Annotated in this window: 18 protein-coding genes, 3 tRNA genes and 1 pseudogene; 12 read left to right on the forward strand and 10 right to left on the reverse strand. The window is 66.1% G+C overall.

Going from position 1 to position 22,191, the window contains the following annotated elements; all coding sequences use genetic code 11:
- The first annotated feature begins 179 nt into the window (after positions 1-179).
- Positions 180-1,688 carry a DNA-3-methyladenine glycosylase 2 gene (locus C2U37_RS02155; RefSeq protein WP_010673284.1) on the forward strand — a complete coding sequence of 503 codons (1,509 nt, stop codon included), beginning with the start codon at positions 180-182 and terminating at the stop codon, positions 1,686-1,688.
- Complete coding sequence (locus C2U37_RS02160; protein ID WP_010673283.1) at positions 1,685-2,161, forward strand: methylated-DNA--[protein]-cysteine S-methyltransferase; 477 nt, start codon at positions 1,685-1,687, stop codon at positions 2,159-2,161. Before C2U37_RS02155 ends, C2U37_RS02160 begins: the two co-directional genes overlap by 4 nt.
- 22 nt (positions 2,162-2,183) lie before the next feature.
- On the opposite strand, the gene C2U37_RS02165 is transcribed toward C2U37_RS02160, so the two are convergent.
- From C2U37_RS02165 to C2U37_RS02190, 6 genes are all read right to left on the reverse strand, one after another.
- On the reverse strand, positions 2,184-2,849 hold the full coding sequence (locus tag C2U37_RS02165; RefSeq protein WP_010673282.1) for a class I SAM-dependent methyltransferase: 666 nt from the start codon (positions 2,847-2,849) through the stop codon (positions 2,184-2,186).
- 111 nt (positions 2,850-2,960) lie between these two features.
- On the reverse strand, positions 2,961-3,218 hold the full coding sequence (locus C2U37_RS02170) for a DUF1272 domain-containing protein (RefSeq protein WP_010673281.1): 258 nt from the start codon (positions 3,216-3,218) through the stop codon (positions 2,961-2,963).
- A 43-nt stretch (positions 3,219-3,261) separates the two neighbouring features.
- Positions 3,262-3,591 (reverse strand): DHCW motif cupin fold protein, encoded by a 330-nt coding sequence (locus C2U37_RS02175; RefSeq protein WP_010673280.1) that lies wholly within the window; start codon positions 3,589-3,591, stop codon positions 3,262-3,264.
- 117 nt (positions 3,592-3,708) lie between these two features.
- A complete protein-coding gene (locus C2U37_RS02180; protein ID WP_029313887.1) occupies positions 3,709-5,571 on the reverse strand; it encodes a peptidase U32 family protein in 1,863 nt (620 codons plus the stop codon).
- Between the two features lie 177 nt (positions 5,572-5,748).
- Positions 5,749-6,360, reverse strand: coding sequence for a LysE family translocator (locus tag C2U37_RS02185; protein ID WP_010673278.1), 612 nt, complete (start codon positions 6,358-6,360; stop codon positions 5,749-5,751).
- Between the two features lie 128 nt (positions 6,361-6,488).
- Positions 6,489-7,442 carry a LysR family transcriptional regulator gene (locus C2U37_RS02190; RefSeq protein WP_010673277.1) on the reverse strand — a complete coding sequence of 318 codons (954 nt, stop codon included), beginning with the start codon at positions 7,440-7,442 and terminating at the stop codon, positions 6,489-6,491.
- Positions 7,443-7,642: 200 nt separating this feature from the next.
- Here C2U37_RS02190 and C2U37_RS02195 point away from each other — a divergent pair, with 200 nt between their 5' ends.
- The 7 genes and pseudogenes from C2U37_RS02195 (at position 7,643) to C2U37_RS02225 (ending at position 11,908) form a co-directional block, all read left to right on the forward strand.
- Positions 7,643-8,731, forward strand: coding sequence for a ketoacyl-ACP synthase III (locus C2U37_RS02195; protein WP_010673276.1), 1,089 nt, complete (start codon positions 7,643-7,645; stop codon positions 8,729-8,731).
- A 223-nt stretch (positions 8,732-8,954) separates the two neighbouring features.
- Positions 8,955-9,039: transfer RNA gene (locus C2U37_RS02200), tRNA-Tyr, on the forward strand.
- 42 nt (positions 9,040-9,081) lie between these two features.
- Positions 9,082-9,166, forward strand: a tRNA-Tyr gene (locus tag C2U37_RS02205).
- A 31-nt stretch (positions 9,167-9,197) separates the two neighbouring features.
- Positions 9,198-9,282: transfer RNA gene (locus tag C2U37_RS02210), tRNA-Tyr, on the forward strand.
- Positions 9,283-9,418: 136 nt separating this feature from the next.
- Positions 9,419-9,691 (forward strand): hypothetical protein, encoded by a 273-nt coding sequence (locus C2U37_RS02215; protein ID WP_010673275.1) that lies wholly within the window; start codon positions 9,419-9,421, stop codon positions 9,689-9,691.
- Positions 9,692-9,791: 100 nt separating this feature from the next.
- Positions 9,792-10,523, forward strand: a complete 732-nt coding sequence (locus tag C2U37_RS02220; RefSeq protein WP_029313880.1) for an EAL domain-containing protein — start codon at positions 9,792-9,794, stop codon at positions 10,521-10,523.
- Positions 10,524-10,605: 82 nt separating this feature from the next.
- Positions 10,606-11,908 (forward strand): annotated as a pseudogene (locus tag C2U37_RS02225) (endonuclease/exonuclease/phosphatase family protein).
- Positions 11,909-11,964: 56 nt separating this feature from the next.
- Here the strand turns inward: C2U37_RS02225 and C2U37_RS02230 are convergent.
- From C2U37_RS02230 to dsrO, 3 genes are read right to left on the reverse strand one after another with little or no spacing between them, the layout of a single operon-like run.
- A complete protein-coding gene (locus C2U37_RS02230; protein ID WP_010673272.1) occupies positions 11,965-15,072 on the reverse strand; it encodes a tetrathionate reductase subunit A in 3,108 nt (1,035 codons plus the stop codon).
- A complete protein-coding gene (gene nrfD, locus C2U37_RS02235; protein ID WP_010673271.1) occupies positions 15,072-16,178 on the reverse strand; it encodes an NrfD/PsrC family molybdoenzyme membrane anchor subunit in 1,107 nt (368 codons plus the stop codon). The genes C2U37_RS02230 and nrfD overlap by 1 nt, the downstream gene beginning before the upstream one ends.
- A complete protein-coding gene (dsrO, locus tag C2U37_RS02240; protein WP_010673270.1) occupies positions 16,168-16,956 on the reverse strand; it encodes a sulfate reduction electron transfer complex DsrMKJOP subunit DsrO in 789 nt (262 codons plus the stop codon). The genes nrfD and dsrO overlap by 11 nt, the downstream gene beginning before the upstream one ends.
- 259 nt (positions 16,957-17,215) lie before the next feature.
- Between dsrO and C2U37_RS02245 the strand changes: the two genes are divergently transcribed.
- The 3 genes from C2U37_RS02245 to pepE all read left to right on the forward strand — a co-directional run bounded on the left by C2U37_RS02245 (position 17,216) and on the right by pepE (position 20,585).
- Positions 17,216-19,123, forward strand: coding sequence for a sensor histidine kinase (locus C2U37_RS02245; RefSeq protein WP_010673269.1), 1,908 nt, complete (start codon positions 17,216-17,218; stop codon positions 19,121-19,123).
- A 1-nt stretch (position 19,124) separates the two neighbouring features.
- On the forward strand, positions 19,125-19,736 hold the full coding sequence (locus C2U37_RS02250; protein ID WP_010673268.1) for a response regulator transcription factor: 612 nt from the start codon (positions 19,125-19,127) through the stop codon (positions 19,734-19,736).
- Positions 19,737-19,856: 120 nt separating this feature from the next.
- On the forward strand, positions 19,857-20,585 hold the full coding sequence (pepE, locus tag C2U37_RS02255) for a dipeptidase PepE (RefSeq protein WP_043152647.1): 729 nt from the start codon (positions 19,857-19,859) through the stop codon (positions 20,583-20,585).
- A 66-nt stretch (positions 20,586-20,651) separates the two neighbouring features.
- Here the strand turns inward: pepE and C2U37_RS02260 are convergent, their stop codons facing one another.
- A complete protein-coding gene (locus C2U37_RS02260) occupies positions 20,652-22,190 on the reverse strand; it encodes a DHA2 family efflux MFS transporter permease subunit (RefSeq protein ID WP_010673266.1) in 1,539 nt (512 codons plus the stop codon).
- Position 22,191: the final 1 nt, after the last annotated feature.

Raw genomic sequence — 22,191 nt, forward strand, 5'->3', positions numbered from 1 at the left:
GTCCCCTCCCCTTACGAAGGGGAGGGTTAGGGTGGGGTCCTGCCCCCCTAACCTTACAAAGGGAGGACTGGGATTCCTCGGATCGCACTATTTTTGCTATCCCTGTCCGTTTTTGGCTAGTCACCCCTCTCGCCCCCGCTTAGTCTCTGGGACATGCCCACAGCAACCCGAGCCATGCCATGACCACAGAGCCCCCGCATTCATCCCAACGAGACGAGATCATCCCGGGTCTCACCCGGGAGCAGTGCCACGCCGCACGCCTCGCGCGAGACGCGCGTTTCGATGGTCGCTTCTTCACCGGGGTGCTCTCCACCGGCATCTATTGCCGCCCCGTGTGTCCGGCGCGGGCACCGCACGAGCACAATGTGCGCTATTTTCGCTTCGCGGCGGCGGCGGAGCAGCACGGGCTGCGCCCCTGCCTGCGCTGTCGCCCCGAGCTCGCACCGGCCCAGAGCGGCGATCTGCCACCGCTCGTCGCCCAGGTGCTGGCGCGCATCGAGCGCGGCGAGCTGGCGGAGCACAGCCTGGGCTCCCTTGCAACGCAGGCCGGGATCACGGAGCGCACCCTGAGGCGCCAGTTCGAGCAACACCTCGGCGCCTCGCCGAAACAGGTGGAGCAGACGCGCCGCCTGCTGCTTGCGAAACGGCTGCTGACGGAGACGCGCCTGCCCATCACGGACGTGGCGTTTGCCGCAGGCTTTGCGAGCATTCGTCGCTTCAACGACGCCTGGCTGCAGGCGTATGGCATGACACCGGGCGCCCTGCGCAAGCAGGAAGGGGGGACTGGCGAGGCGGCGCCGCAATCGAGCCTGCAACTGCACCTGCTGTATCGCCCGCCGTTCGACGTCCAGGCCATGCTCGCGTTCTACCGGTTGCGCGCCATTCCGGGGCTGGAGCGGGTGGATGAGCACGGTTACGAGCGCCGTCACCGGGTCGGCGAGCAGGAGGGGCTCATCCGCATCGAGCCCGTCGAGGGGGAGAGGCTCAGACTCACGGTGCGGGATCTGCCGCCGAGTGCGCTGCCGGACATACTGTACCGCGTGCGCCGCATGTGGGATCTCGACGCCGACATGAGCCGCATCGGCGAACACCTGGGGCAGGATCCGCTGCTCGCCGGCATCCAGGGACGATGGCCCGGGGTGCGGCTGCCGGGGGGGTGGGATGAATACGAGGTGATGCTGCGCGCCATCGTCGGCCAGCAGGTGTCGGTCAAGGGTGCCATCACCATCATGGGGCGCCTGGTGGCGCGCACCCAGGCTCAGTTCGGCACCGCGCAGCTGCCCACCCCGACCCAGCTGTGCGAGCTGGATCTCGACGGCATCGGCATGCCGGGCAGCCGCATCCGCACGCTGCAAGGGCTTGCCTCGGCGCTCGCAAGCGGCGCACTCACCCTGGGCAGCGCGAGCGACGAGCAACTGCTCGCGCTGCCGGGCATAGGCCCCTGGACTGTCGCTTACTGGCGGCTGCGCTGCGGGCTCGACACGGACGCCTTCCCCGCCTCGGATCTCGTGCTGCAAAAGGCGCTGGGGGGCGGTGACAAGCTGCCGATGAAAGAGGTGACAGCGCGCAGCGCCCCCTGGCAGCCGTGGCGCGCCTACGCCGCGAGCTGGCTGTGGCACGCCATGAGTGAACAACCGGCGCTGCTCACCCGGCCAACACAGACACAAGACGAGGAGAAGAGCCCATGATCCGCTATGACATGATGCCCACCGACCAGGGCGAACTGCTGGTCGCCATCGACGAGCGCGGTCTGGTGCACGTGGACTTCCTGGCCGGGCTGCGGCCACTGCCCGACATGAGCGACTGGCGGCAGGACGGCGAGGCGCTCGCCCCCTTCCTCGCCGAGTTTCGGGACTACTTCGCGGGCCGGTTGCAGCGCTTCACCCTGCCGCTCGCCCCCAGGGGCACGGCGTTTCAGCAAGCGGTGTGGCAGGCGCTGTGCGACATCCCCTACGGGGAGACCCGCAGCTACGGCGACATCGCCCGCGCCATCGGCAAGCCAAACGCGGTGCGGGCGGTGGGTGCCGCGAACGGTCGCAATCCGCTCTCCATCATCATCCCCTGCCACCGGGTGATCGGCCAGAATGGCAGCCTCACCGGCTATGCGGGAGGCCTGCCCATCAAGCAGGCACTGCTGACGCTGGAGAGGGCCTCTCGTTGATCCGGCGCAGCCCGGCCAGGGCTCACTGCCGCTGCGCCAGCCAGCCGTGAAACCCCAGCGCCTGAAAGAAGCGGTGCGCCGCCGCGAAACCGGCCCCTTGCAAGAGGCGCCGGGTCTGTCCCTCGTCCAGGGAGGTGAAATCCTCCCCGAGGCGGCGCACCATCTGCTCGCAGGCAGGAAGCGGCAAACCGGCGAGGGCGGCTTGCAACCCCATCGCCTTGCGCTCAAGCGGGTCCGTGGGCGCCATCAGATCCGCCAGCAGCAGGGGAGCGCCAGGATTGAGCTGGCGATAAATATCACCCAATAGCGCGGCTTTGGCATCTTGCGCCAGAAAATGCAGCACCAGCAGACAGAGTGCACCATCGCAAGGCTTATCCAGCACAGGCAATGCGCCCAGGTGCCAACACACCCTCTCCCCCATGCCCGCCTGCTCGGCCCGCATCCTGGCATGGGCCAGCATGTCCGCCGAGATATCCTGGGCCACAAAGGTCCAGCGGGGGCAGAGACGGCCAAGCAGCAGCAACTCGCTGCCCGTGCCCACCCCCACCAGCAGCACACGGGCCTGCTGGCCCAGCGCGGCCATCAGCCGGGAGGCACAAAGCTGGTGCAGCAGCTCGTAGCCTGGCACCAGCAGGGGGATGCGGCTGTCATAGGCCTTCGCCCCTTCTCCTTCGAATCGCTCCGTCATCTTTTGCTCCTTTGGTGTGAGCCCCCTTGATAGGGGTTGCCGCCGGGAGAAGGTCAAGAGCCACAGGGACGAGCCAGTTGCCAGCCCAGCCCTTCCCATGAAGGGAGGGCCCTAGCCCCCCTTGCCCAGCGCCGCTTTCAGGGCCGGATTGAAGACGCGCTGGAGGGAGGCGGGGTTGTTCACCAGCTTGGCCGCCGGGCGGCGCGGGCGCCTGACCAGCTCGCCGCCACAGTTGGGGCAGGTCAGGTGCAGATACTGATCGTTGCACTCGGCGCAGAAGGTGCACTCGAAGGAGCAGATGTAGGCCGTCGCCGTGTCGGCGGGCAGATCCCGGTCACAGCACTCGCAGTTGGGTCTGAGTTCAAGCATGGCAAGTTCCTGATGTACAAGGGGAAGCGGGAAAGAGAGCGGCTCAGTCGACGATAAAGAGGCGAGCGCCCAGTTCGCTATAGGAGCGATGGGGTTCGGCGTTGTCCGCCACCTGGTAGCTCATGCCCGGCGTCAGGGTGAAGACGCGGCCATCCTGCAACTCGGTGTGCAGCTCCCCTTCGAGGCAGAGCAGCACATGGCCCTTGCTGCACCAGTGATCCGCCAGATACCCGGGGGAGTACTCCACCATTCGCACCCGCAGATCCCCGAACTGCCGGGTGTGCCAGCGGGCGACGCCGCGCTCTCCCTTGTGTTCGGTCGTCGGGACCTCGGCCCAGTTCGTGGTGCAAAACGGCAGTGCATGGATGTTCATGACGGATCCTTTGTCAGAAGAAGGCTGGGGGAAGGCGGCTCGCCACGGGATATCCGTGACAAGGCCGCGCCCCATACTGCCATCAAATCCGCTCCAGCCCCATGCCCACACGGGCAATCATCCCCTCTTCAGGCTGCCCATCACCTGCATCTCGCAGCGGTGGCAGTCAAAGCGCAGGCGGAAACTCTCCTTGCCCATCTTGAGCGCCAGGGGCTCGGCCTTGAGACCGGGTACCTCCTTGGGGCAGAGCTGCTGGCTGTAGCGGATGCAGTGCTTCGTTGTCATCAGCACCACTTCCCGCTCCTCCTTGTTCGCCTCATACGCGGGGGCGATGCTCCCCACCCCGTGCTCGCGAAAGAACTGCTCCGCCGCGCTGTTCAGCACGTTGCCCAGATAAGAGAGCCGATGTTGGGGATAAACGGCGCCTCGCAGGGGAATGCGCCGCTCGGGTCGCCGGTAGGCAGCCAGACGGGCCGCCTCCAGGGCGGCAATGCCGTCCCGGCGCAAGCCGTTAAGCTGTGAAGCCGCAATAAACAGCGGCCTCGTTATTGCCAACTCAATCTGGCGAGCCACAAACAGGGTGTTGCCGAGTTTGCCGAGCTGATCCCTGGCCTGCTGCAGCGCCCGTTCCGGGTTGTCGGCCAGCTGCTGGTCGCAGGGGAGCGTAACGGCGGCGCCAATGCCCTGCTCGTCCACAAGTTCGAGCCGCAGTCCCTCGTCGCACTCCGATAGCCGCATATCGACCCGGATGCGGCGATCCGCGCTCCCCTTTTCGAGCTGCTTGCTGAAGGCCTGATCGTGGTTGCGAAAGATCTCGGTGCCCACCTTGAGACCGGGCATGGGTTCCGACAGGAGTAACCGCTTGCTCTGTGCCTTCTCTTCCACTTTATTGAGGCGCATGCCCACCAGCTCGCCCCCCGGCTTGAAGAAGCCGAGGCCATCGCCGTTGTTGAGGGCAACGGCCTGGCCGTCGATCTCGATGCCATCGCGGGTCACGCTGGTGACGCGCCCGAGCGGCTCCCCGACGTATTTCGGGCTGCGCGGCGAGTCGATGCCTGGCTGTCGGCCATGGAGGAAGTAGTCGGTGCTGCCCCGGTTGAAACTCTTCTTGGGATCCGGCGTAAAGGTGTAGCTGCAACGACCGGCGGAAGCGGCCACCAGATCGGGGCGGCTCGCCAGGATGGAGTCCAGCTTCTGGCGATACCAGGCGGTGACGTTCTTGACGTAGTCGAGCCCCTTGAGGCGCCCTTCAATCTTGAAGGAGCGGATCCCTGCGGCGATCAGCGCCTCCAGGTTGTCGGTCTGATCCATGTCTTTCAAGGAGAGCAGGTGGCTGTTTTCCACCAGCACCTCCCCCGCCAGCGTTTGCAGGGAACAGGGCAGTCGACAGAGCTGGGCGCACTCGCCGCGGTTCGCGCTGCGCCCGGTGCGGGCGTGGCTGATGTTGCACTGGCCGCTGTAGGAGACGCACAGGGCACCGTGGATGAAGAACTCCAGCTGCACGCTCGTGGCGGCGCTTATCTCGCGGATCTGCGCAAGGGAGAGCTCGCGGGCCAGCACCACCTGGGAGAAGCCCACGTCCTGCAGAAACTTTACCTTTTCCGGGGTGCGGTTGTCGGTCTGGGTGCTGGCGTGCAGCGCGATGGGGGGCAAATCGAGCGCCAGCAGCCCCATGTCCTGCACGATCAGCGCATCGGCCCCTGCCTCGTAGATCTGGTGGGTCAGGCGCCGGGCCTGCTCCAGCTCGTGGTCGTGCAGCAGGGTATTGAAGGCGACGAAGACCTGGGCGCCGAAGCGGTGGGCATGGCGCGCCAGCGCCTCGATGTCCTCGAGGCTGTTGCCTGCTGCGCTGCGGGCACCGAAGGCGGGGCCGCCCATGTAGACGGCGTCGGCGCCGTGGTTGATGGCCTCGATGCCATAGGCAAGGTTCTTGGCCGGGGCCAGCAACTCCAGGCGGTTGTGATGGTTCTGATCGCGCATAACGTCCGGTTCGAAGGGCTGCAAATGGCCGCCACTCTAGCCAGACTCCCCGCCCCCCGCCTTGATCCCGCTTAAGATCACCGCAGAATGCAGGATTGACCCGGTACAAGGACATCTGGCGGGCCCTCAACCCCCGGCCCTGAGAGAGTGCCGACTACGCAGGCACCCGACGCGGAGCTAGATCACGACCTTGAGGGCCAGCCCCAGCAGCACCAGGCCGCTCACCTTGTCGATCACGGTGGATTTGGCCTTGAGCCAGGCGAGTACGGGCCCGCGAGAGAGCACCAGGGCCACCAGCACATACCAGAGCGCATCGATGCCGCCTGCGGTCAGCATCATGATGCCCCCCTCACGCCAGCCGGTGTCGGCGTGCACGAACTGGCTGAACAGGGCGATAAAGAAGATGGCGAGCTGGGGGTTCAAGAAGGCCACCATAAAGCCCTCGAACGCCCCTTGACGTCCCCGTGGCGGGTGCCCCTCCTCGTTGCCTGCCTCACCCCCTGCGGGCCTGGCCAGCAACGCCTTGATCCCGAGCCAGGCGAGGAACGCCGCGCCGCCGTAGCGGATGAGATCGAACAGCAGCGGGGTCTGGGTGATCAGGATGGCGAGGCCGAGGGCCGTGATCAGCGCATAGATGCCGACTCCCAGGCCGTGTCCCAGCGCCGTGGCGACCCCGTGGCCCTGCCCTCCCTGCACCGTATTGCGGATGATCAGTGCCAGGCTCGGCCCCGGGCTGATGGCCCCCATCACGCAAATGGCGGCCAGCGCCAGCCAACTCGTCAGCTCCATACCTTCTCTTCCTTCGTGTCGATTGTTGTCACCCGGGATCAGGGTAGGGGGTGGCTCGCTATGCCAGAAGTGAAAGTTATGAATAGAGCCCATAGCCAGTGGCTATAGAGTGGCACAACCCGCTGCCATCAGCGGCTCGCCTGCGGCCCTCGGGCCAACTGCTTGCGACTCTCCCCCAGGGTGAATTGCAGGTGATCCCGCAGGAAGGGATAGGCCAGCTCGCGAAACCAGCGGTGAGCCGGATCCAGGTGGTGGCGCTGGTGCCACAGCAGATGATACTGCTGGACACGGGTGGCGAAGGGGAGATCGCAAAAACTCAGGGCATGTTCCCGGGAGAGCTGCCAGGCGATATGGGCCGGGGTGGTCATCAGACAGTCTGTGCGCAGCAGCACCTCCACCGCTGCCTGGAAGAAGGGCACCCGGGCAAACCAGCGGCGGGAGAGCCCGCGGGGGGCCAGCACCTGCTCCACCGGGCTGTCCTTGTCCCCGCCCCCGCTCACCTGCAGGTGGGGCCAGGCGAGGTAATCCTCCAGGCTGAGCGCCATGCCAGAGAGCGGGTGATGGCGCCCCATCAGCACCACCAGCCTGTCCTCCCCCTGATGCAGGCCGCGGATCTGGTCCGGCACCAGCTCCGTGATGGTGGAGACCATGTCCAGCTCCGATTGCCAGAGCTGGGGCAACTGGCGCTTGTCCCACAGGCTGTACTCCAGCGCCGCCCGGGGGGCGGCCCTCGCCAGGGCCGCACAGATGTCCGGCAAGATGTGCTGGGCCACGTAGTCGGAGGAGGCGAGCCGAAACACCCGCTCGCAGCGCTCGGGGGCAAATTCCGGCGCCTCGTAGAGCCGCTCCAGGGCACCGAGGGAATCGGCAAGCTGGGCCGCCAGGGCCTCGGCCCGCGGGGTCAGCAGCCAGCGCTGCCCTTCCCGCACCAGCAGCTCGTCGCCAAACTCGCTGCGAAGCTGGCCGAGCTGCTTGCTGATGGAGGGCTGGCTCAGGTTCAGCAGCTCCGCCGCCCGGCTGATGTTGCGGGTCTCCAGCAGCACCTTGAGGGTGGGCAAGAGATTGAGATTCGCTTTGTGCACAGGAGTCACCTCGGGAAGGGGTCGCCGGGATCGGGCCTTCATCTTACGGCAAGGAGAAGCGGAAATTTAAGCAAAATCACGGTCTTGCTCCCGCCACTCCCCTTACACTGGGGGGACCGCAGGATGACAGTGAACGCCCCGTGCGGCATAATTTCGCCACTTTCCGCCCCAGAGCGGCCATCACGACAAGCGACGACAAGATGACATACGCCACTATCACCGGGTGGGGAAAATGCCTGCCCCCCGCCTCGCTGACCAACGATGACCTCGGCACCATCATGGATACCTCGGACGAGTGGATCTACCCGCGCACCGGCATCAAGGCCCGCCGGGTCTCCCATGTCAGCACCCAGGCGCTCGCCACCCTGGCCGGCCGTCGCGCCCTGGCGTGCGCAGGTCTGGACGCCGCCGCCCTCGATGGCATCATCCTGGCGACCGCCACCCCGGGCACGCTGGTCCCTAATGGTGCCTCCGCCGTGCAGCAGGCTCTCGGCGCCCACAAGGCGGCGGTGTTCGACCTCAACGCCGCCTGCACCGGCTTCGTCTATGCCCTCTCGGTCGCCACCTCCCTGGTGCAGACCGGCATGATGCAAAGGGTGCTGGTGATCGGTGCCGAGCGGCTGACCCAGTTGCTGGACTGGGCCAAGCGCGACACCGCCGTGCTGTTCGGGGATGGCGCCGGCGCCGTCATCATCGAGGCGAGCGAGCAGGAGAGCGGCCTGATTGCCAGCAAGCTCGGTTGTGACAGCGAAGCGCGGGAGATACTGCACGTGCCGAACTTCGGTACGGATCGGGTGCGTTTCGCCGACATTGACGGCCTCTTCACCTTCAACTTCGAGGGGCAGGAGATCTTCAAGCGCGCCGTGCGCGGCATGGGCGAAGCCACCGGCACCGTACTGGCCCAGGCCGGCATCGCCCCCGAGCAGATCGACCTCATCGTGCCGCACCAGGCGAACGTGCGCATCATCGAGACCCTGGCCAAGCGGATGAACGCCCCCATGGAGAAGGTGATGGTCAACATAGAGCAGTACGGCAACACCTCCGCCGCCACCGTGCCCATCGCCCTGTGCGAGGCGCTGGAGCAGGGTCGGGTCAAGCCGAACAGCTACCTGCTGACCGCCGCCTTCGGGGCCGGGCTGACCTGGGGCGCCGCCCTCATCAAGTGGGGAGACCGCGTCACCCCGATCGCGAGTTGCGACGAGGTGCTGCCCCCCTGCGAGCAGAGCGCCCTCGAACTCATCGCCCATGCGGTGCAGGGTTGCCAGCAGGCCCGCCCCGCCGACGCCTGAGCGAGCGCCAGCTCCCCATGATCCGCCAGGAGCCCCGTGGCTCCTGGCAGCCAGCCCCCCTACGTCCCCTCGCCGTTTCGGCAGCGACATAAAAGTCATTGAAAAGTGTGAATTTTGAGCGAAACATATCAAAAAATGACCACTTGACACTTTTTTGTCGTCAGAATGCGGCCAAGGGGTTCACAACCTTGCCGGATCTGGTAGTATGCGGCCTCGCACTTGGGGAGGGGTTCCCGAGCGGCCAAAGGGATCAGACTGTAAATCTGACGGCTCTGCCTTCGAAGGTTCGAATCCTTCTCCCTCCACCATTCAAGTGCGTCAAGTAAGTAAAAATCAGGAAAATACCCCGTGGAGGGGTTCCCGAGCGGCCAAAGGGATCAGACTGTAAATCTGACGGCTCTGCCTTCGAAGGTTCGAATCCTTCTCCCTCCACCATCTTCCTGAACACAATATGCAATGCCCCTGTGGAGGGGTTCCCGAGCGGCCAAAGGGATCAGACTGTAAATCTGACGGCTCTGCCTTCGAAGGTTCGAATCCTTCTCCCTCCACCATCCTTCAGACAACCCGGCCTCGCGCCGGGTTTTCGCTTTTCTGGATAGAATCCACATGGCGCTGTCAGATCTGACAATTGCCCTTCCCGCACTTTTTAGAAACAGTGGAGCCTCATGTCGCAAGGAGTGCACACAGATGTTTGAAATCTGGGATGAAACGGGTCGCGAGCACGGGCTGACACTGCCCGAGCTGCAACTGCGGCTGCGGGATTATCAGGGAGACGTGATGGTGCGCTACCTCAACCGCCTCGGCCTGCCGAGCACCCTCTTCCTGACCATCCGTCAGGGATGCGCCTATCAGCGCTTCAAGGCGGGCTCCCCCATGCTCGACTGGTCCTGGCTTGCCCAGGCCATGCACGCAGCCCCCCTGGCTGGCGCCGCACCTGCACAGGGCCATGCCCTTCCCTGACCCCCTCCTTCCTGCCCACGCCCATTATCAGACTCTTCCTACAGCCTCCCTTTAGACCCTCCCTGTATGATGCGCAGCCATGTTCCGTCAGGTGAGAGCCATGTTTGCGTTCAAAGAAGAGTATCCCGTGAGTGCCATGGTCAGCATGGCGGATATCGTCATCCCCTTTTATCAGCCCATCATCGGCCAGGATCGTCAGGTCAAGGGGTATGAGGTGCTGGCCAGGCGCTGGGATGCCGGCAACCAGGGTTATCAGAGCATCGATTTTGCCGCCCTCGGCGAGGATGATGCTCTGCACCTCGATATCGTCATGCTCAGGGCCATCATGCGCGATCTGCCCGTGCTCGCCCAAAAAGGCCCCTATGCGCTCTCCATCAACCTCAATCCGGCGCTCTCCAGCCCCACCTACCGCAATCTGCTATTGCTGGTGCTGCTCCAGGCCCGCAAGCTGGGGATCGCCATCTGGTTCGAGGTGCTGGAACACGTCAGGATCAAGCACCAGCACAGGGAGATGATCGAGGTGTTGCGAGCCCATGGCGCCCACATCGCCTGTGACGACTTCGGCTCCCTGGCATGCAACTTCCAGCGCCTGATGATGCTCCCCTACGAGATCGTGAAACTGGATCGTTCCCTGCTGCTCCAGGCTGTACGCAGCACCCATGCCCTCAACATGCTGACGGGGCTGGTGAAATACCTGCAACGACTCGGCATGGCCGTGGTGTGCGAGGGAGTGGAGACCCAGGCCCATATCGAGGTGGCGAACCGGCTGGGCTGCGACTACCAGCAGGGCTACGCCTACGCCATTCCCTCCCCTCTCTCCCGCTGGGCCTGAGCCGAACGCTTGCGTGTCACGGGGGAAACCCGGGCACCTTTCCCATGAAATTCGGCAGGGTGCTGCCATTTTCCTGCCAAAGATGGCAGGCTGTCCCGGCCACACTGACGCCGAGGCCCGCCATGGTTCGCTTTGCCACCTTCAATCTCGCCTTCGATCGCACTGCACCCGGCATGCTGGGGGAAGAGCTCGCCCTGACCCGCACCGAGCAGGATGCCCTGCTGGCCCGCCTCGCCGACGGCACCTTGAGCGGCGCCGAGAAGACCAAGGCCCTCGACGTGCAGCAGATCCGCAACATCGCCGAAATCATCCAGCGCACCCGGCCGGACGTGTTGCTGCTAAGCGAATTCGACAATGACGGCAAGGGCCGCGACACCACGGACCTCCACGCCTTCAACGACAACTACCTGGCCCATGCCCAGCACGACGAGGTGACCGCCATCAGCTATCCGGTGCTGCAGAACTTCGCCACCAACACCGGCCTGATGAGCGGCCATGACCTCAACCTGGATGGCCGAGTGAGCAGGCCGGACGACGCCTGGGGCTTTGGCAGCTATCACGGCCAGTACGCCTTCGCCGTGATGTCCCGCTATCCCATCGATACCAGGCAGATCCGCACCTTCCAGACATTCAAGTGGAAGGAGATGCCGGGCGAAGCGAACCCCGTCATCGACGACTGCCACAACCCCAGGGCACCGATCCCGAGCGGCCGCCAGTGTGGCGATGCCTGGTATGACGACGCAGCCTGGCAGGCGCTCCCCCTCTCCTCAAAGAACCACGCCGACGTGCCGGTGCACATCAGGCAGGGAGACAGGGAGGAGGTGATCCACTTCCTTATCTCCCACCCGACCCCGCCCATCTTCGGCAACGCGGCGCGCCACAACGTCAAACGCAACCGTGCGGAGATAGCCTTCTGGCAGGACTATGTGGCAGGGGCTGGCTACATGGTGGATGACGCCGGCAAGGCGGGTGGCCTGCCCGCGGGTGCCAGGTTCGTCATCGCCGGCGATCTCAACGCCGATCCCCAGATTGGCGATGGGGATCTCACCGCCATTCAGGCGCTGCACAACCATGTGCTGGTCAACCAGGCCGTCACCAACGGCGGCCTGATCCCGGTCAGCCAGGGCGGCCCCGAGTGCCTCGCCAGCCATCCGGATCAGTGCAAGCGCAACAACAACCGCCCCACCCCGGAGCGCATCACCAGCAGCAGCGGCCTGCAGCTCGACCACGTGCTGCCCTCCGCCAACCTGAACGCGGTCGCCTCCGGCGTGTTCTGGCCGGCCAGCTTCGAGCCGGGCTACCACCTGGTGTATGACCCCAAGCTCGGCATCGCCAAGGGCGTCAGTTCGGATCACCGCCTGGTGTGGGTCGACGTCACACTGTGACAGTGACGCAGAGCAGACAAGCAACGGGGCCCGCAGGCCCCGTTTTCATTGGTTTGTCATACCAGCTTCTCCACCCGGGCCGGCAGCCCCTGGCGGGCCGACGAGCCGATGGCCCAGTCCACCAGGGGATAGCGGCCATGGCGGCTGGGATCCAGCACCGCCAAGTCATTCAGATTGACCCCGGCTCCGCGCAGGGGATTGGCGACCACTTTCTGGCCGTCTATCCAATGTTCCCGCGCCCCCAGCTCCTTGTGGCCGAAACCGTGTTCGATGGCGATGGCATCGGCCTGCACCCCGGCCACGCACTCGGCCACCCCGATCACGCTGCCATCCGGGGTGCTGACCCGCACCCTGTCCCCGCTCTCGACGCCCAGCTGCGCCGCCGTCTGCGCATTGAGCCGCACCCGGTTGCTGGGGTTCACCTGGCGCAGGCGATCCGAGCCGATGCTCATGGAGCTCATGGTGTGGGACTTGTAACTGGTGAGCAGCAGCGGCCACTGGGCCGGCTTGAACGCCTCATTGAGCGGCGTGCCGTCCGCCAGCTGGGGGCGGAAAAAGCGCGGGGTACCGCTCAAGTATTGCCCGCTCTGGCTGTGGCGGCGGCTGCCCACCTCGGGGTTCCACACCATCAGCGGCTTGGGCCAGCGCTTGCTTGGCTGACCCGCGTCATCGCGCCCCTTGGCCGCCGGCTCGAAGCGCCCGCCACGGGCGAAGAGATAGGCGGCGCGGCCCGCCTCCTCCGCACTCAGGGTGGCATTCAGCACCGGCAGGATCCGCTCCACCCCGGACCAGGCGAGATCCTCAGGCCCGATAGGAGGCACCGGCTCGCCGAGATAGGCGACGTTGGCCGCCCCGTAGAGGGAGAAGTCCGCCGCCCTGTTCAAGCCATGCAACTTGCCGTCCGCCCCTTTGAGCGCCCCCTCGCCAAAGCCCGGCAGCCCCAGCCGTTTGGCCACCGCGATAAAAAAGGACTCCATGCAGACCGGATCCCCCTCGGCAGTCTTGGCGACTCTAGGCTCCACGATAGGCCAGCGGCCGGTGGAAACCTTGGTCAGCACCCCGTGCCAGGCGGTGGCCCAGCCCCAGGACTCGTAGGTCAGGGTATCCGGCACTAGGTAGTCCGACAGCGCCGATGACTCGTTGATGAAGCTGTCGATGCTGACCACAAGGGGCAGCACGGCGGGGTCCTTGAGCTCTTCACCGATGGCCTTGCTGAGCCCGGCCTGACCGTAGAGGGGGTTGCCCATGTGGTTGATCCAGGCCTTGAGCCGGTAGGGGTAGCCGTTTACCGCCGCAGTCAGGTGCTCGCCGAGCAAGGGGCCGGAGATGGGGAACCAGGGCTCTTGCGCCGGATAGGGGTTCTGACCCGCCTCGCGCTTGCGGCGATATTCGGAGGTCTTCTCGTAGGGGAACTTGGATCGCGACAGGAAGACCCCGGCTGGCTTGACCATGCCGGGGAAGCTCGCCAGATCGTAGCGCGGCCCCGCCCCGAAGGGATCGAACTTGCCGCCGCTCGCCACGGCGCCGCCCCGGGCGTTGAGGTTGCCGATCATGACGTTGAGCATCATGATGGCCCAAGCCGAGTAGAAGCCGTTGGCGCTCATGGTGCCGCCGTGGGAGACCACTGCCGCGCGGGTGCCGTGGCTGGTGAATTCCCGCGCCAGCGCCTCGATATCGGCCACCGGCACGGCGCACTCGGCGCTGTATTGCGCGAAGGAGTGCTCCCGGCACGCCTCGGCCAGCAGCTGGAAGCTACTCTTCACCATCAGCGCCCCCTTGGGGCCCTGAATGGGGCGATCCACCCAGAGGTTGGCCCGCTCACACTGGCCGGCGGGTCTCGGCTCGCCACTGCTCGCCTCCTCTACCAGCATGGCGTCCCCCTCTCCATAGGCTTCCCCATCAAAGGGCAAGCCAAGATCGCTGGCCCGCAGCATCTGACCGAAGCGCGGGTGGGACTCGTCGCTGAGCACCAGGTGGCTGGCGTTGCAAAAACCGCGATAACCGGCCCGCTCGGCCGCCTCGGCATTGGGCGCCATCAGGAAGGGCTCGGCATAGCGTTGGTGGTCGATGATCCAGCGCAGCATGGCCATGGCCAGCGCCGAGTCGGTGGCGGGGCGGATGGGCAGCCAGCGGTTGGCAGGGGCGGACGGCATGTTCACCGTGTTGGGCAGGCTGGGGGCCACCACCACGTAGGAGAACGGCTTGCCCGGTCGCGCCCGGTTTGCCGCCAGCTGGCGGGACTGGCGCTTGAAGGGGTTGCCCGATTGCTGGGGCGAGGTGCCCATGAACAGCAGGAAGTCGCTCTCGTCCCAGTCAGGCTTAAGGTGGGCGTTCTTCTCCAGATCGTCCAGCAGGGCGCCGGCCCCGACCCGGAATGACAGGCCACAATAAGCGCCGTGGTTGGCGAAGTTGCGGGTGCCGAAGCTGTTGAAGGTGAAACGCTTGATGAAGTGATCCCGCCCCTCGTCCGAGGCGTTGCTCACCAGCAGCTGGTTGGCTCTGGGGCCGTACTCCGGGTTTGCCGGGTCGAGCGGCTCGGCGAGGTTGCGGATGGCCCGCAGCCCCTCAACCTGGCCCTCGCCAAACAGGTCTCCCCCCTCCACCACCTCGGCCACCAGCTGCTCGAAGGGGATGCTCTGCCAGCGGCCGCTGCCACGGGGCCCCACCCGCTTGAGACAACGGGTGACCCGCTGCGGGCTGTCGAGCTGCTCGAGCATGGCGTTGCCCCGGGCGCAGGCGGTGGAGCGCCCGTCCAGCCCCCCTTCCTGGTAGCCACTGGTTGCGAGCAGCGCCTGCTTGACCGGGGTCTTGAAGTCAATGTGATGGCGAGCGGAGAGGGGGTGATAGGGGTTGCCCAGGATCCGCACTATCTGGTCGCGCTCGTTGTCGATGCGGGCCCGCACTCCGCACAGGGTCCAGCAGCCGAGGCACATGGTGTTGGCAACCCGCTGGGCCGGGTTGGGGTGCAGCTCCCCCTGCTCGTCAACCCGGTACTCCACGGCCAGCGAGTTGCCATGGATGGGATCCCGGGTCGGCTGGCCCGAGCTGCCGGTGGCGAGGCCAGTCGCCACCTGCTTGAGGGTGTCGCTGTAACCGGCGACGAACAATCCGGTACCGCCGGCGATGGCGGCGCCCTTGAGAAACTTGCGTTTGCTGTGATCCATCAGAGTGCCTCGCGTGCAAAAGGAGTGGGTGCCTTGATGGCGGGGGAAGCAGAGGGGCGCACCAGCTCCGAGAGGGCCACCAGCAGGGCCAGCAGCAGACCGAAAGTACCGAGAATGCCGAGCACACCGGCCGGGCCCCAGGCGATTTCATAGAGGTAGACGCCGGCCCCGTACTTGGGTGCGAGCTGTCCCTGGATCAGCACCAGCCAGCGCAGGCCCCACACCAGGTGCAGCCCCAGCAGCGCCAGCCCCCAGAGTGCCAGGCGGGCAGAGATCCTTGGCCACAGCAGCCTCAGCAGGCCGGCCAGCCCCAGGGTCAGCAACAGCCAGTGGGCCGCCAGCCGCCAGCTCGGGTCGAGCCGATGGAGGGCTGCGGCCTCTGCTGCCGAGGCGCCGCCAAACAGGGCCCAGCCCAGCAGGGAGAGCGCCAGCAGGCCTAACGTCCAGCCGCTCTGGCGCAGCAGGGTCGACTCGGTCTGGGCATGCCAGCCCGCCAGCAAGAGGTTGAGCAGCAGCAGGGCGCTCTGGGCCCCCAGCACGGCGCTCAGGGTCAGCAGCCAGGGCAACCAGGGGGTATGCCAGAGCGGGCGCGCCGCCACCGCCATGGTCTCGAGCCCGGTGTAGAGGGCGATGCTGAGCCCGCTCACAGCCGCCAGCAGAGAGAGCGGCCGCTGCCAGACGTGCCCCGACCAGCTTCCCAGGCAGAGCAGCCGGGCAAGGCGGGCTATCTTGTCCCCTTCTGCACCGCGCCGGGCCAGGGCGGGTCTTAGCAGCAGCCAGCCGAGCAGCATGGAGAGCAGGCTGAACAGCGGCAGCAGATAGGCGCCATACCACATGACGGAGCCAAAACGCGTCTGGGCGTAGAAGTGCCAGGCCCGGGCCGGCTGGTGCAGATCCGCGGTCAGGGCGATGGGAGCCACCAGACCAGCCGCCACCATCAGCACCGCCGCCAGGGTCTGCAGCCGCGGGTCCGGCGCCTTGCGCCACAGCTCAAACGCGCCGAGCCAGAGGGCCCCGTAGGCGAGGCCGATGAGAAAGAAATATTGCACCGCCCAGGGCAGCCAGGTGATGGGCTGAGCCGGGGCCAGCAGTTCGTTAATGACCATGGGCTATCTCCTTGCCATCGTCGGTGAGCAGGGTGCGCAGGGCCGGGTTGCCGTCGACCTTGCTGACGAAGGCCTCGTCCATGCCGAGATAAAAGACCCGCGGCTGGGTATTGGCCTCCGGCTTGAGCACCTTGAGCGCCGGCTCGTATTCGCGCAGCAAGCGGCTTATCCGGCTCTTGGGATCATTCAAATCACCTATGATGCGCGCCTCGCCGACGCAGCTCTCCACGCAGGCGGGCAAGAGCCCCGCCTCCAGCCGATGGGCGCAGAAGGTGCACTTGTCGGCGGTGTTGGTCTCATGGTTGATGAAGCGGGCATCGTAGGGGCAGGCCTGCACGCAGTAACCGCAGCCGACGCACCAGTCGTTGTTGACCACGACGATGCCGTCGTCGCGCTGGAAGGTGGCGCCAGTGGGGCAGACATCGAGGCAGGCGGGCTCGGCACAGTGGTTGCACAGCCTCGGCAACATCAAGAGAGAGGCGGGAGCCGCGAGGGCGGCCACGTCGCTCACCTCGTACTGGCTCACCGTGGTGCGAAACTGACCGAGGGGGGGCTGATTTTCGATGGTGCAGGCCACGGTGCAGGCCTGACAGCCGACGCAGCGGCGCAGGTCGATCAGCATGCCGTAACGCTTGCGCCCGTCCCCCCGGCTGATGGCCGCCCGCCCGTTGCGGGGAGCGGGAACGGACTGCGCCTGAACCTGGGTGACGGGGATCAGGGCAGCCCCTGCGGTGAGGGCGGCGATCCCGGATAACAATCGGCGCTTGCTGGGCTCCATGGCGTCTTTCCTTCTGCTGAGCTGGCTTGAAAGGGGTTGAGCCGATTGTCCTCAACGCAGGAAGTCGCCTCTATTGTGGTTTTCCACATACCGGGAGCCGGGTTGATCCAGCGCAATAAAAAATGTCCCAGCCCTGCTGAACTGTGACCGGGGCGGCGTTTGCCGCCCCTCCCGGCCCCCGTTCGCATGCAAGCGCACGTCCCGGTGATAGACTGCCCCTTTGCATAGAGAGGAGATCCCCCTGCACGCCCCAGTTCCCTTGCCCCTGCTCAGCCTGCTGCTCTTGCTCGCCCTGTCAGCCCTGCCGCTGCGGGTGCAGGCCGCCCCGCCCCCCTCTTCGCCAGCGCCGGCCCGACAGGAATCCTCACCATCCCAGGCCACGCCGGTGCAGGCCATGGCCGAGCCGATACGCATCGGCGTGCTGGCCACCCGCGGCCCGGCCCTGGCCAGAGCCCAGTGGCAACCGCTGCTTCGCTGGCTGGCACTGCGCGTGCCCGGCCATCGCTTCGTGCTGCATCCGCTGGGGCTTGATGAGCTGGCCGAGGCCGTCGCCCGCGAGCACCTCGATTTCGTCATCACCAACCCGGGCCAGTCGGTGAGTCTGGCGCGCCAGTATCCGCTGGCCTGGCTCGCCACCCTCAAGAGTCCGGCCGGGGGGGACAACCTCGCCATCGGCGCTGCCCTGGTGGTGCCTGCCCAGACCCCCTACCAACACTGGCGTGACCTCGAGGGGCAAGCGGTCGCTGCCGTTTCGGAGAACGCCTTCGGCGGCTACCTCGCCTTTCGCTTCGAGGCAGGCGAACAGGGGGTCAGGCTGGAGCGCTTCTTCTCCACCGTGCAGTTCACCGGCTTTCCGCTGGACCGGCTCATCGAGCGGCTGGCGGCAGGGGAGGTGGCTGCCGCCATCGTGCCGGTGTGTCAGCTCGAGCGCATGGAGCGGGAAGGCAAGGTCGCCAGGGGGGCGTTTCGGGTGCTGGACGATCAGGCGCCGGCCGGCTTTGGTTGCCAGAGCTCGACCCGGCTCTACCCCAACTGGTCCTTCGCCAAGACAGAGCGGGCCTCCCCCGCGCTGGCGCTGGCGGTGACCCGCGCGCTGTACGATCTGCCCGCTGATAGCGAGGCGGCCATCGCCGCCGATTCGGCGGGCTGGACCGTGCCCACCAGCGAGCTCGCCATCGACCGCCTGCTCAAGGCGCTGGATCGCCACCCGCTGCAGGGCCCCTGGTGGCAAGCGGCCTGGCACTGGCTGCGCCAGCATCAGCAGTGGGGCTGGGGCGCCCTGGCGCTGGTGCTGCTGCTGGGGGGCCACCACCTGCTGCTGCAATACCTGTTCAACCGCAGCCAGCGCCGGCTGCTCAAAGCCCGCCACCAGCTCGAGCAGAAGGGACGCCAGCTGGCACAGGCCAGACGGCTCGCCGAACTGGGCGAGCTGGGCGCCAACGTGGCCCACGAGATCAATCAGCCCCTGAGCGCCATCGCCAACTACAGCCAGGGAGCCTTGTTGCGACTGGACAAATTGGCACAGGATCCGGCCCAGTCTGCCGCCCAGGCCTCCCTGCGTCAGGCCCTGGAGCAGATAGGGCTCCAGGTCCAGCGCATCACCCAGACCGTCAACCGGCTCAGAGCCAGGCTGCAAAAGCGCCCTCCCCGCTTCGCGCCTTGCGACCTGCCCACCCTGGTGGCGGAGCTGTGCCCCCTGCTGGAGCAGATGCTGGCGCCGCTCGACGTCGCCTTCACCCTGCACTGGCGAGGCCAGCCACGCCCGTTACCTCTGGACGGCACCGGGATGGAGCAGTTGCTGGTCAACCTCATCAAGAATGGCGCCGAGAGTGCGGCGCAGAGGGCTCGCCTTCCTACGCCAGCAGCGGCACAGGAGCCTGCCCGGGTTGAGCTGCTGATCGCCTTCGAGGCGCAGAGATTGTTGCTGGAGATCCGTGACAACGGTGCCGGCCTGAGGGTCCCCACGACCGAACTTCAGCAGGCGTTTTACAGCGACAAGCCCGATGGCATGGGGCTGGGGCTGGCCATCTGCCGGGAGGTGGTCGAGAGCCATCGCGGCCAGTTCAGCCTGGAGAACCTGAGCCCCCACGGCTGCCTGGCCCGGGTCATTCTGCCCGTGCCGCCCCCCGAAACCCTCCCTTCATCCACCGACATGCCGAGGAACTGAGATGACGTCCCCTGCCCGCCCCCCGCTCTATCTGGTCGACGACGACGAGGCCGTGCTCGACTCCCTGCGCTTCATGCTGGAGAGCTGCGACGAGCGACAGCTGTTCAGCTTTTCCGATGGCGAGCGCTTTCTGGCAGAGGTCGACCTGCACCAGCCCGCCTGCCTCATTCTCGACTGCCGCATGCCGGGGCTGTCGGGCCCCGAGGTGCAGCAGCGGCTGAAGGCGGCCCAGAGCCCCATCGCCATCCTGTTTCTCACCGGCCACGGCGAGGTGCCCCTGGCGGTGGAGTCCCTCAAGCAGGGGGCGGTGGATTTCTTGCAAAAGCCGGTGCAGCTGGCCCCCCTGCTCGCCGCCATCGAGCGGGCCGAGCAGGCGACGCAGGCGGCGGCCACCCGCCTCGCCCAGCTGGCCGCCTTTGAGCGCCTCACCCCGCGCGAACGCCAGTTGTTACAGCTCATCGCCCGGGGCCACAAGAACCAGCAGATAGCGCAGGATCTCTGCATTTCGGTGCGCACCGTCGAGGTGTGCCGCGCCAGCCTGATGAAACGCCTGGCGGTGAACTCCCTCGCCGAGATGCTGCTGCGCTACGCGCAGGTGAACGAACAACTCTGAGTGGCCTGCAACCGTACAAAACGGGCAGGGATCACACATTTGGCGCTTCGATGGCGGTAGAGTGCCCTCTTCTCTTCACCAGGATCGCCCGGGTCCTGCGCCTTGTTTCGAGGACACATCATGGAACTGCTTCTGCTCAGCAACGGTAAAACCACAGAACACCCCGGCCTGCTCGGCTGGGCCCGCGACCGGGTGCAAGCCCTGCTCGCTCGCAACCAGGTCAAGCGCATCCTGCTCATCCCCTACGCGGTGATCCGCAGCGACTGGGATGCCCGTGCCCGGGAGCTCACCGAGAGTCTGGGGGTGGACGCCATCAGCATCCATCACTTCGACGATCCGGTGGATGCCATCAACCGGGCCGACGCCATCTTCATCAGCGGCGGCAATACCTGGCTCCTGAACCAGCGGCTGCACGAGTATGGTCTGGTGGTCCCCATCCAGCGTGCGGTGCGCGAGCGGAGCGTGCCCTATGTGGGCTGGAGCGCCGGCTGCAACGTGGCCACCCCCAGCATCCGCACCACCAACGACATGCCGGTGTGCAGCGCCGTCGTGCTGCCTGCGCTGGGGCTCTTCCCCGTGCAGATCAACCCCCACTATCTGGACGCCAGCATCAGCGGCCACATGGGGGAGACCCGGGACGAGCGTCTGGCCGAGTTCTGCGCCATCAACCCGAGCGAATCCGTGGTGGCCCTGCGCGAGGCGAGCCTGTTGCAGATCGGCGGCGATCACATCGAGTACTGGAGCGCCCGGGGCGAGACCTTCAAGATCTTCAAGCACGGCGAACCCGTCCGGGAATACGGGGACGCTGCGCCTCTGGCAGCGCTCACCCCCTTCACGCCGGCACGCTGATCCTGCCAAACGACAGAGGGATGGCCTGCGCCATCCCTCTTTCTTTGTTGCTCGCCCCTTCGTGATTCACTCCAGAATGGCCATCTCCTCCCTAGAGCCGCTGCGCCCGGGAGTCCTCAGCAACACCACCAGCGGCACGGCGCACAGGCTGACCCACATCATCAGGCGAAAATCCTGCAGGTAGGCGAGCAGGCTGGCCTGCCGGGTCACCTCGCCGTTGATCATGGCCAGCCCCTTCGGCGTCATCAGCTCCGCCATGCCCCCGCCCTGATGCAGGTTGACATTGAACGGGGTGATGTAGGCGGCGAACGCCTCGTGGTTCATCTGGGATCGCTGGGCCAGATAGGTGATCACTACCGAGATGCCGATGCTGCTGCCGATGTTGCGCACCAGGCTGAACAGCGCCGTCCCCTCGTTGCGATAGCGCGGCGCCAGGGTCGCAAAGGTGATGGTGGAGAGTGGCACGAAGATGAAGCCGAGTCCCAGCCCCTGGATGATGCCGGTGCGCACTATGTCCCAGCTGTCGATGTCCGTGTTGAACAGGGTCATCTCCCACATGGAGAAGCTGGTGAGCAGCAGCCCTGACAGGATGAGGTAACGGGCATCCACCCGGCCCGACAGCCTGCCCACCAGCATCATGGCAACCATGGTGCCCACCCCGCGCGGGGCGAGCAGGTAACCCACGTCGATCACCGGGTAACCCATCAGTCCCTGCATGAAGGGAGGCAGCAGCGTCATGGTCGCCAGCAAGATGATGCCGACGATGAAGATGAAGAGCAGACCGACGCTGAAGTTGCGATCCCGGAACAGGGCCGGTTCTATGTAAGGATGCGGGTGGGTGAAGATATGCACCACGAAGAGGTAGAACGCCATCACCATCAGGGCGGTCTCGATGACGATCTCCCGGCTGGCGAACCAGTTCTGGGACTCTCCCCTGTCCAGCGCCATCTGCAACGCCCCGATGCCGAGACTCAGCAGGGCGAACCCCAGCAGATCGAAGCGGCGGCTGGCATCGATCTTCGTCTCCTCGATGAAGGCGGCAAGCCCGAACCAGGCCAGCAGGCCGAACGGCAGATTGATGTAGAAGACCCAGCGCCAGTTGTAGTACTCGGTGAGCCAGCCCCCCAGCGACGGCCCCAGAATGGGGCCCACCATGACCCCAATCCCCCAGAGCGCCATGGCGGAGCCGTGCTTCTCCGGCGGATAGGTGTCCAGCAGCACCGCCTGTGAGAGGGGCACCAGGCTGGCACCGAAGATCCCCTGAAGCAGGCGGAACAGCACGATCTGCTCCAGGCTCTGGGCCGCGCCACACAGCATGGAGGCGACGGTAAAGCCCGCCACCGACCACATGAACAGCCTTTTGCGGCCAATTCTTGCCGAGATGAAACCGGTCAGCGGCATGAAGATGGCGGCCGCCACTATGTAGGAGGTGAGCACCCAGGAGATCTGATCCTGGGTCGCCCCCATCGCCCCCTGCATGTGGGGGAGGGCCACGTTGGCGATGGTGGTGTCCAGCGCCTGCATGATGGTCGCCACCATCACCGACAGGGTGATGAAGGTGCGACGGGAAGCCTGGTCTGCCTGCCCTGTGGCTGCGCTCGTCATA

It is taken from the genome of Aeromonas sp. ASNIH1, from assembly GCF_002934285.1.
GTDB lineage: Bacteria > Pseudomonadota > Gammaproteobacteria > Enterobacterales > Aeromonadaceae > Aeromonas > Aeromonas caviae.

What these genes read in the sequence shown, in the direction of transcription:
- C2U37_RS02175 (WP_010673280.1), bottom strand. Translation starts at nt 3,591, where the DNA reads ATGAACATCCATGCACTGCCGTTTTGCACCACGAACTGGGCCGAGGTC.
- C2U37_RS02195 (WP_010673276.1), top strand. Translation starts at nt 7,643, where the DNA reads ATGACATACGCCACTATCACCGGGTGGGGAAAATGCCTGCCCCCCGCC.
- C2U37_RS02170 (WP_010673281.1), bottom strand. Translation starts at nt 3,218, where the DNA reads ATGCTTGAACTCAGACCCAACTGCGAGTGCTGTGACCGGGATCTGCCC.
- C2U37_RS02155 (WP_010673284.1), top strand. Translation starts at nt 180, where the DNA reads ATGACCACAGAGCCCCCGCATTCATCCCAACGAGACGAGATCATCCCG.
- C2U37_RS02250 (WP_010673268.1), top strand. Translation starts at nt 19,125, where the DNA reads ATGACGTCCCCTGCCCGCCCCCCGCTCTATCTGGTCGACGACGACGAG.
- C2U37_RS02215 (WP_010673275.1), top strand. Translation starts at nt 9,419, where the DNA reads ATGTTTGAAATCTGGGATGAAACGGGTCGCGAGCACGGGCTGACACTG.
- pepE (WP_043152647.1), top strand. Translation starts at nt 19,857, where the DNA reads ATGGAACTGCTTCTGCTCAGCAACGGTAAAACCACAGAACACCCCGGC.
- C2U37_RS02230 (WP_010673272.1), bottom strand. Translation starts at nt 15,072, where the DNA reads ATGGATCACAGCAAACGCAAGTTTCTCAAGGGCGCCGCCATCGCCGGC.
- C2U37_RS02180 (WP_029313887.1), bottom strand. Translation starts at nt 5,571, where the DNA reads ATGCGCGATCAGAACCATCACAACCGCCTGGAGTTGCTGGCCCCGGCC.
- nrfD (WP_010673271.1), bottom strand. Translation starts at nt 16,178, where the DNA reads ATGGTCATTAACGAACTGCTGGCCCCGGCTCAGCCCATCACCTGGCTG.
- C2U37_RS02160 (WP_010673283.1), top strand. Translation starts at nt 1,685, where the DNA reads ATGATCCGCTATGACATGATGCCCACCGACCAGGGCGAACTGCTGGTC.
- C2U37_RS02220 (WP_029313880.1), top strand. Translation starts at nt 9,792, where the DNA reads ATGTTTGCGTTCAAAGAAGAGTATCCCGTGAGTGCCATGGTCAGCATG.
- dsrO (WP_010673270.1), bottom strand. Translation starts at nt 16,956, where the DNA reads ATGGAGCCCAGCAAGCGCCGATTGTTATCCGGGATCGCCGCCCTCACC.
- C2U37_RS02165 (WP_010673282.1), bottom strand. Translation starts at nt 2,849, where the DNA reads ATGACGGAGCGATTCGAAGGAGAAGGGGCGAAGGCCTATGACAGCCGC.
- C2U37_RS02260 (WP_010673266.1), bottom strand. Translation starts at nt 22,190, where the DNA reads ATGACGAGCGCAGCCACAGGGCAGGCAGACCAGGCTTCCCGTCGCACC.
- C2U37_RS02185 (WP_010673278.1), bottom strand. Translation starts at nt 6,360, where the DNA reads ATGGAGCTGACGAGTTGGCTGGCGCTGGCCGCCATTTGCGTGATGGGG.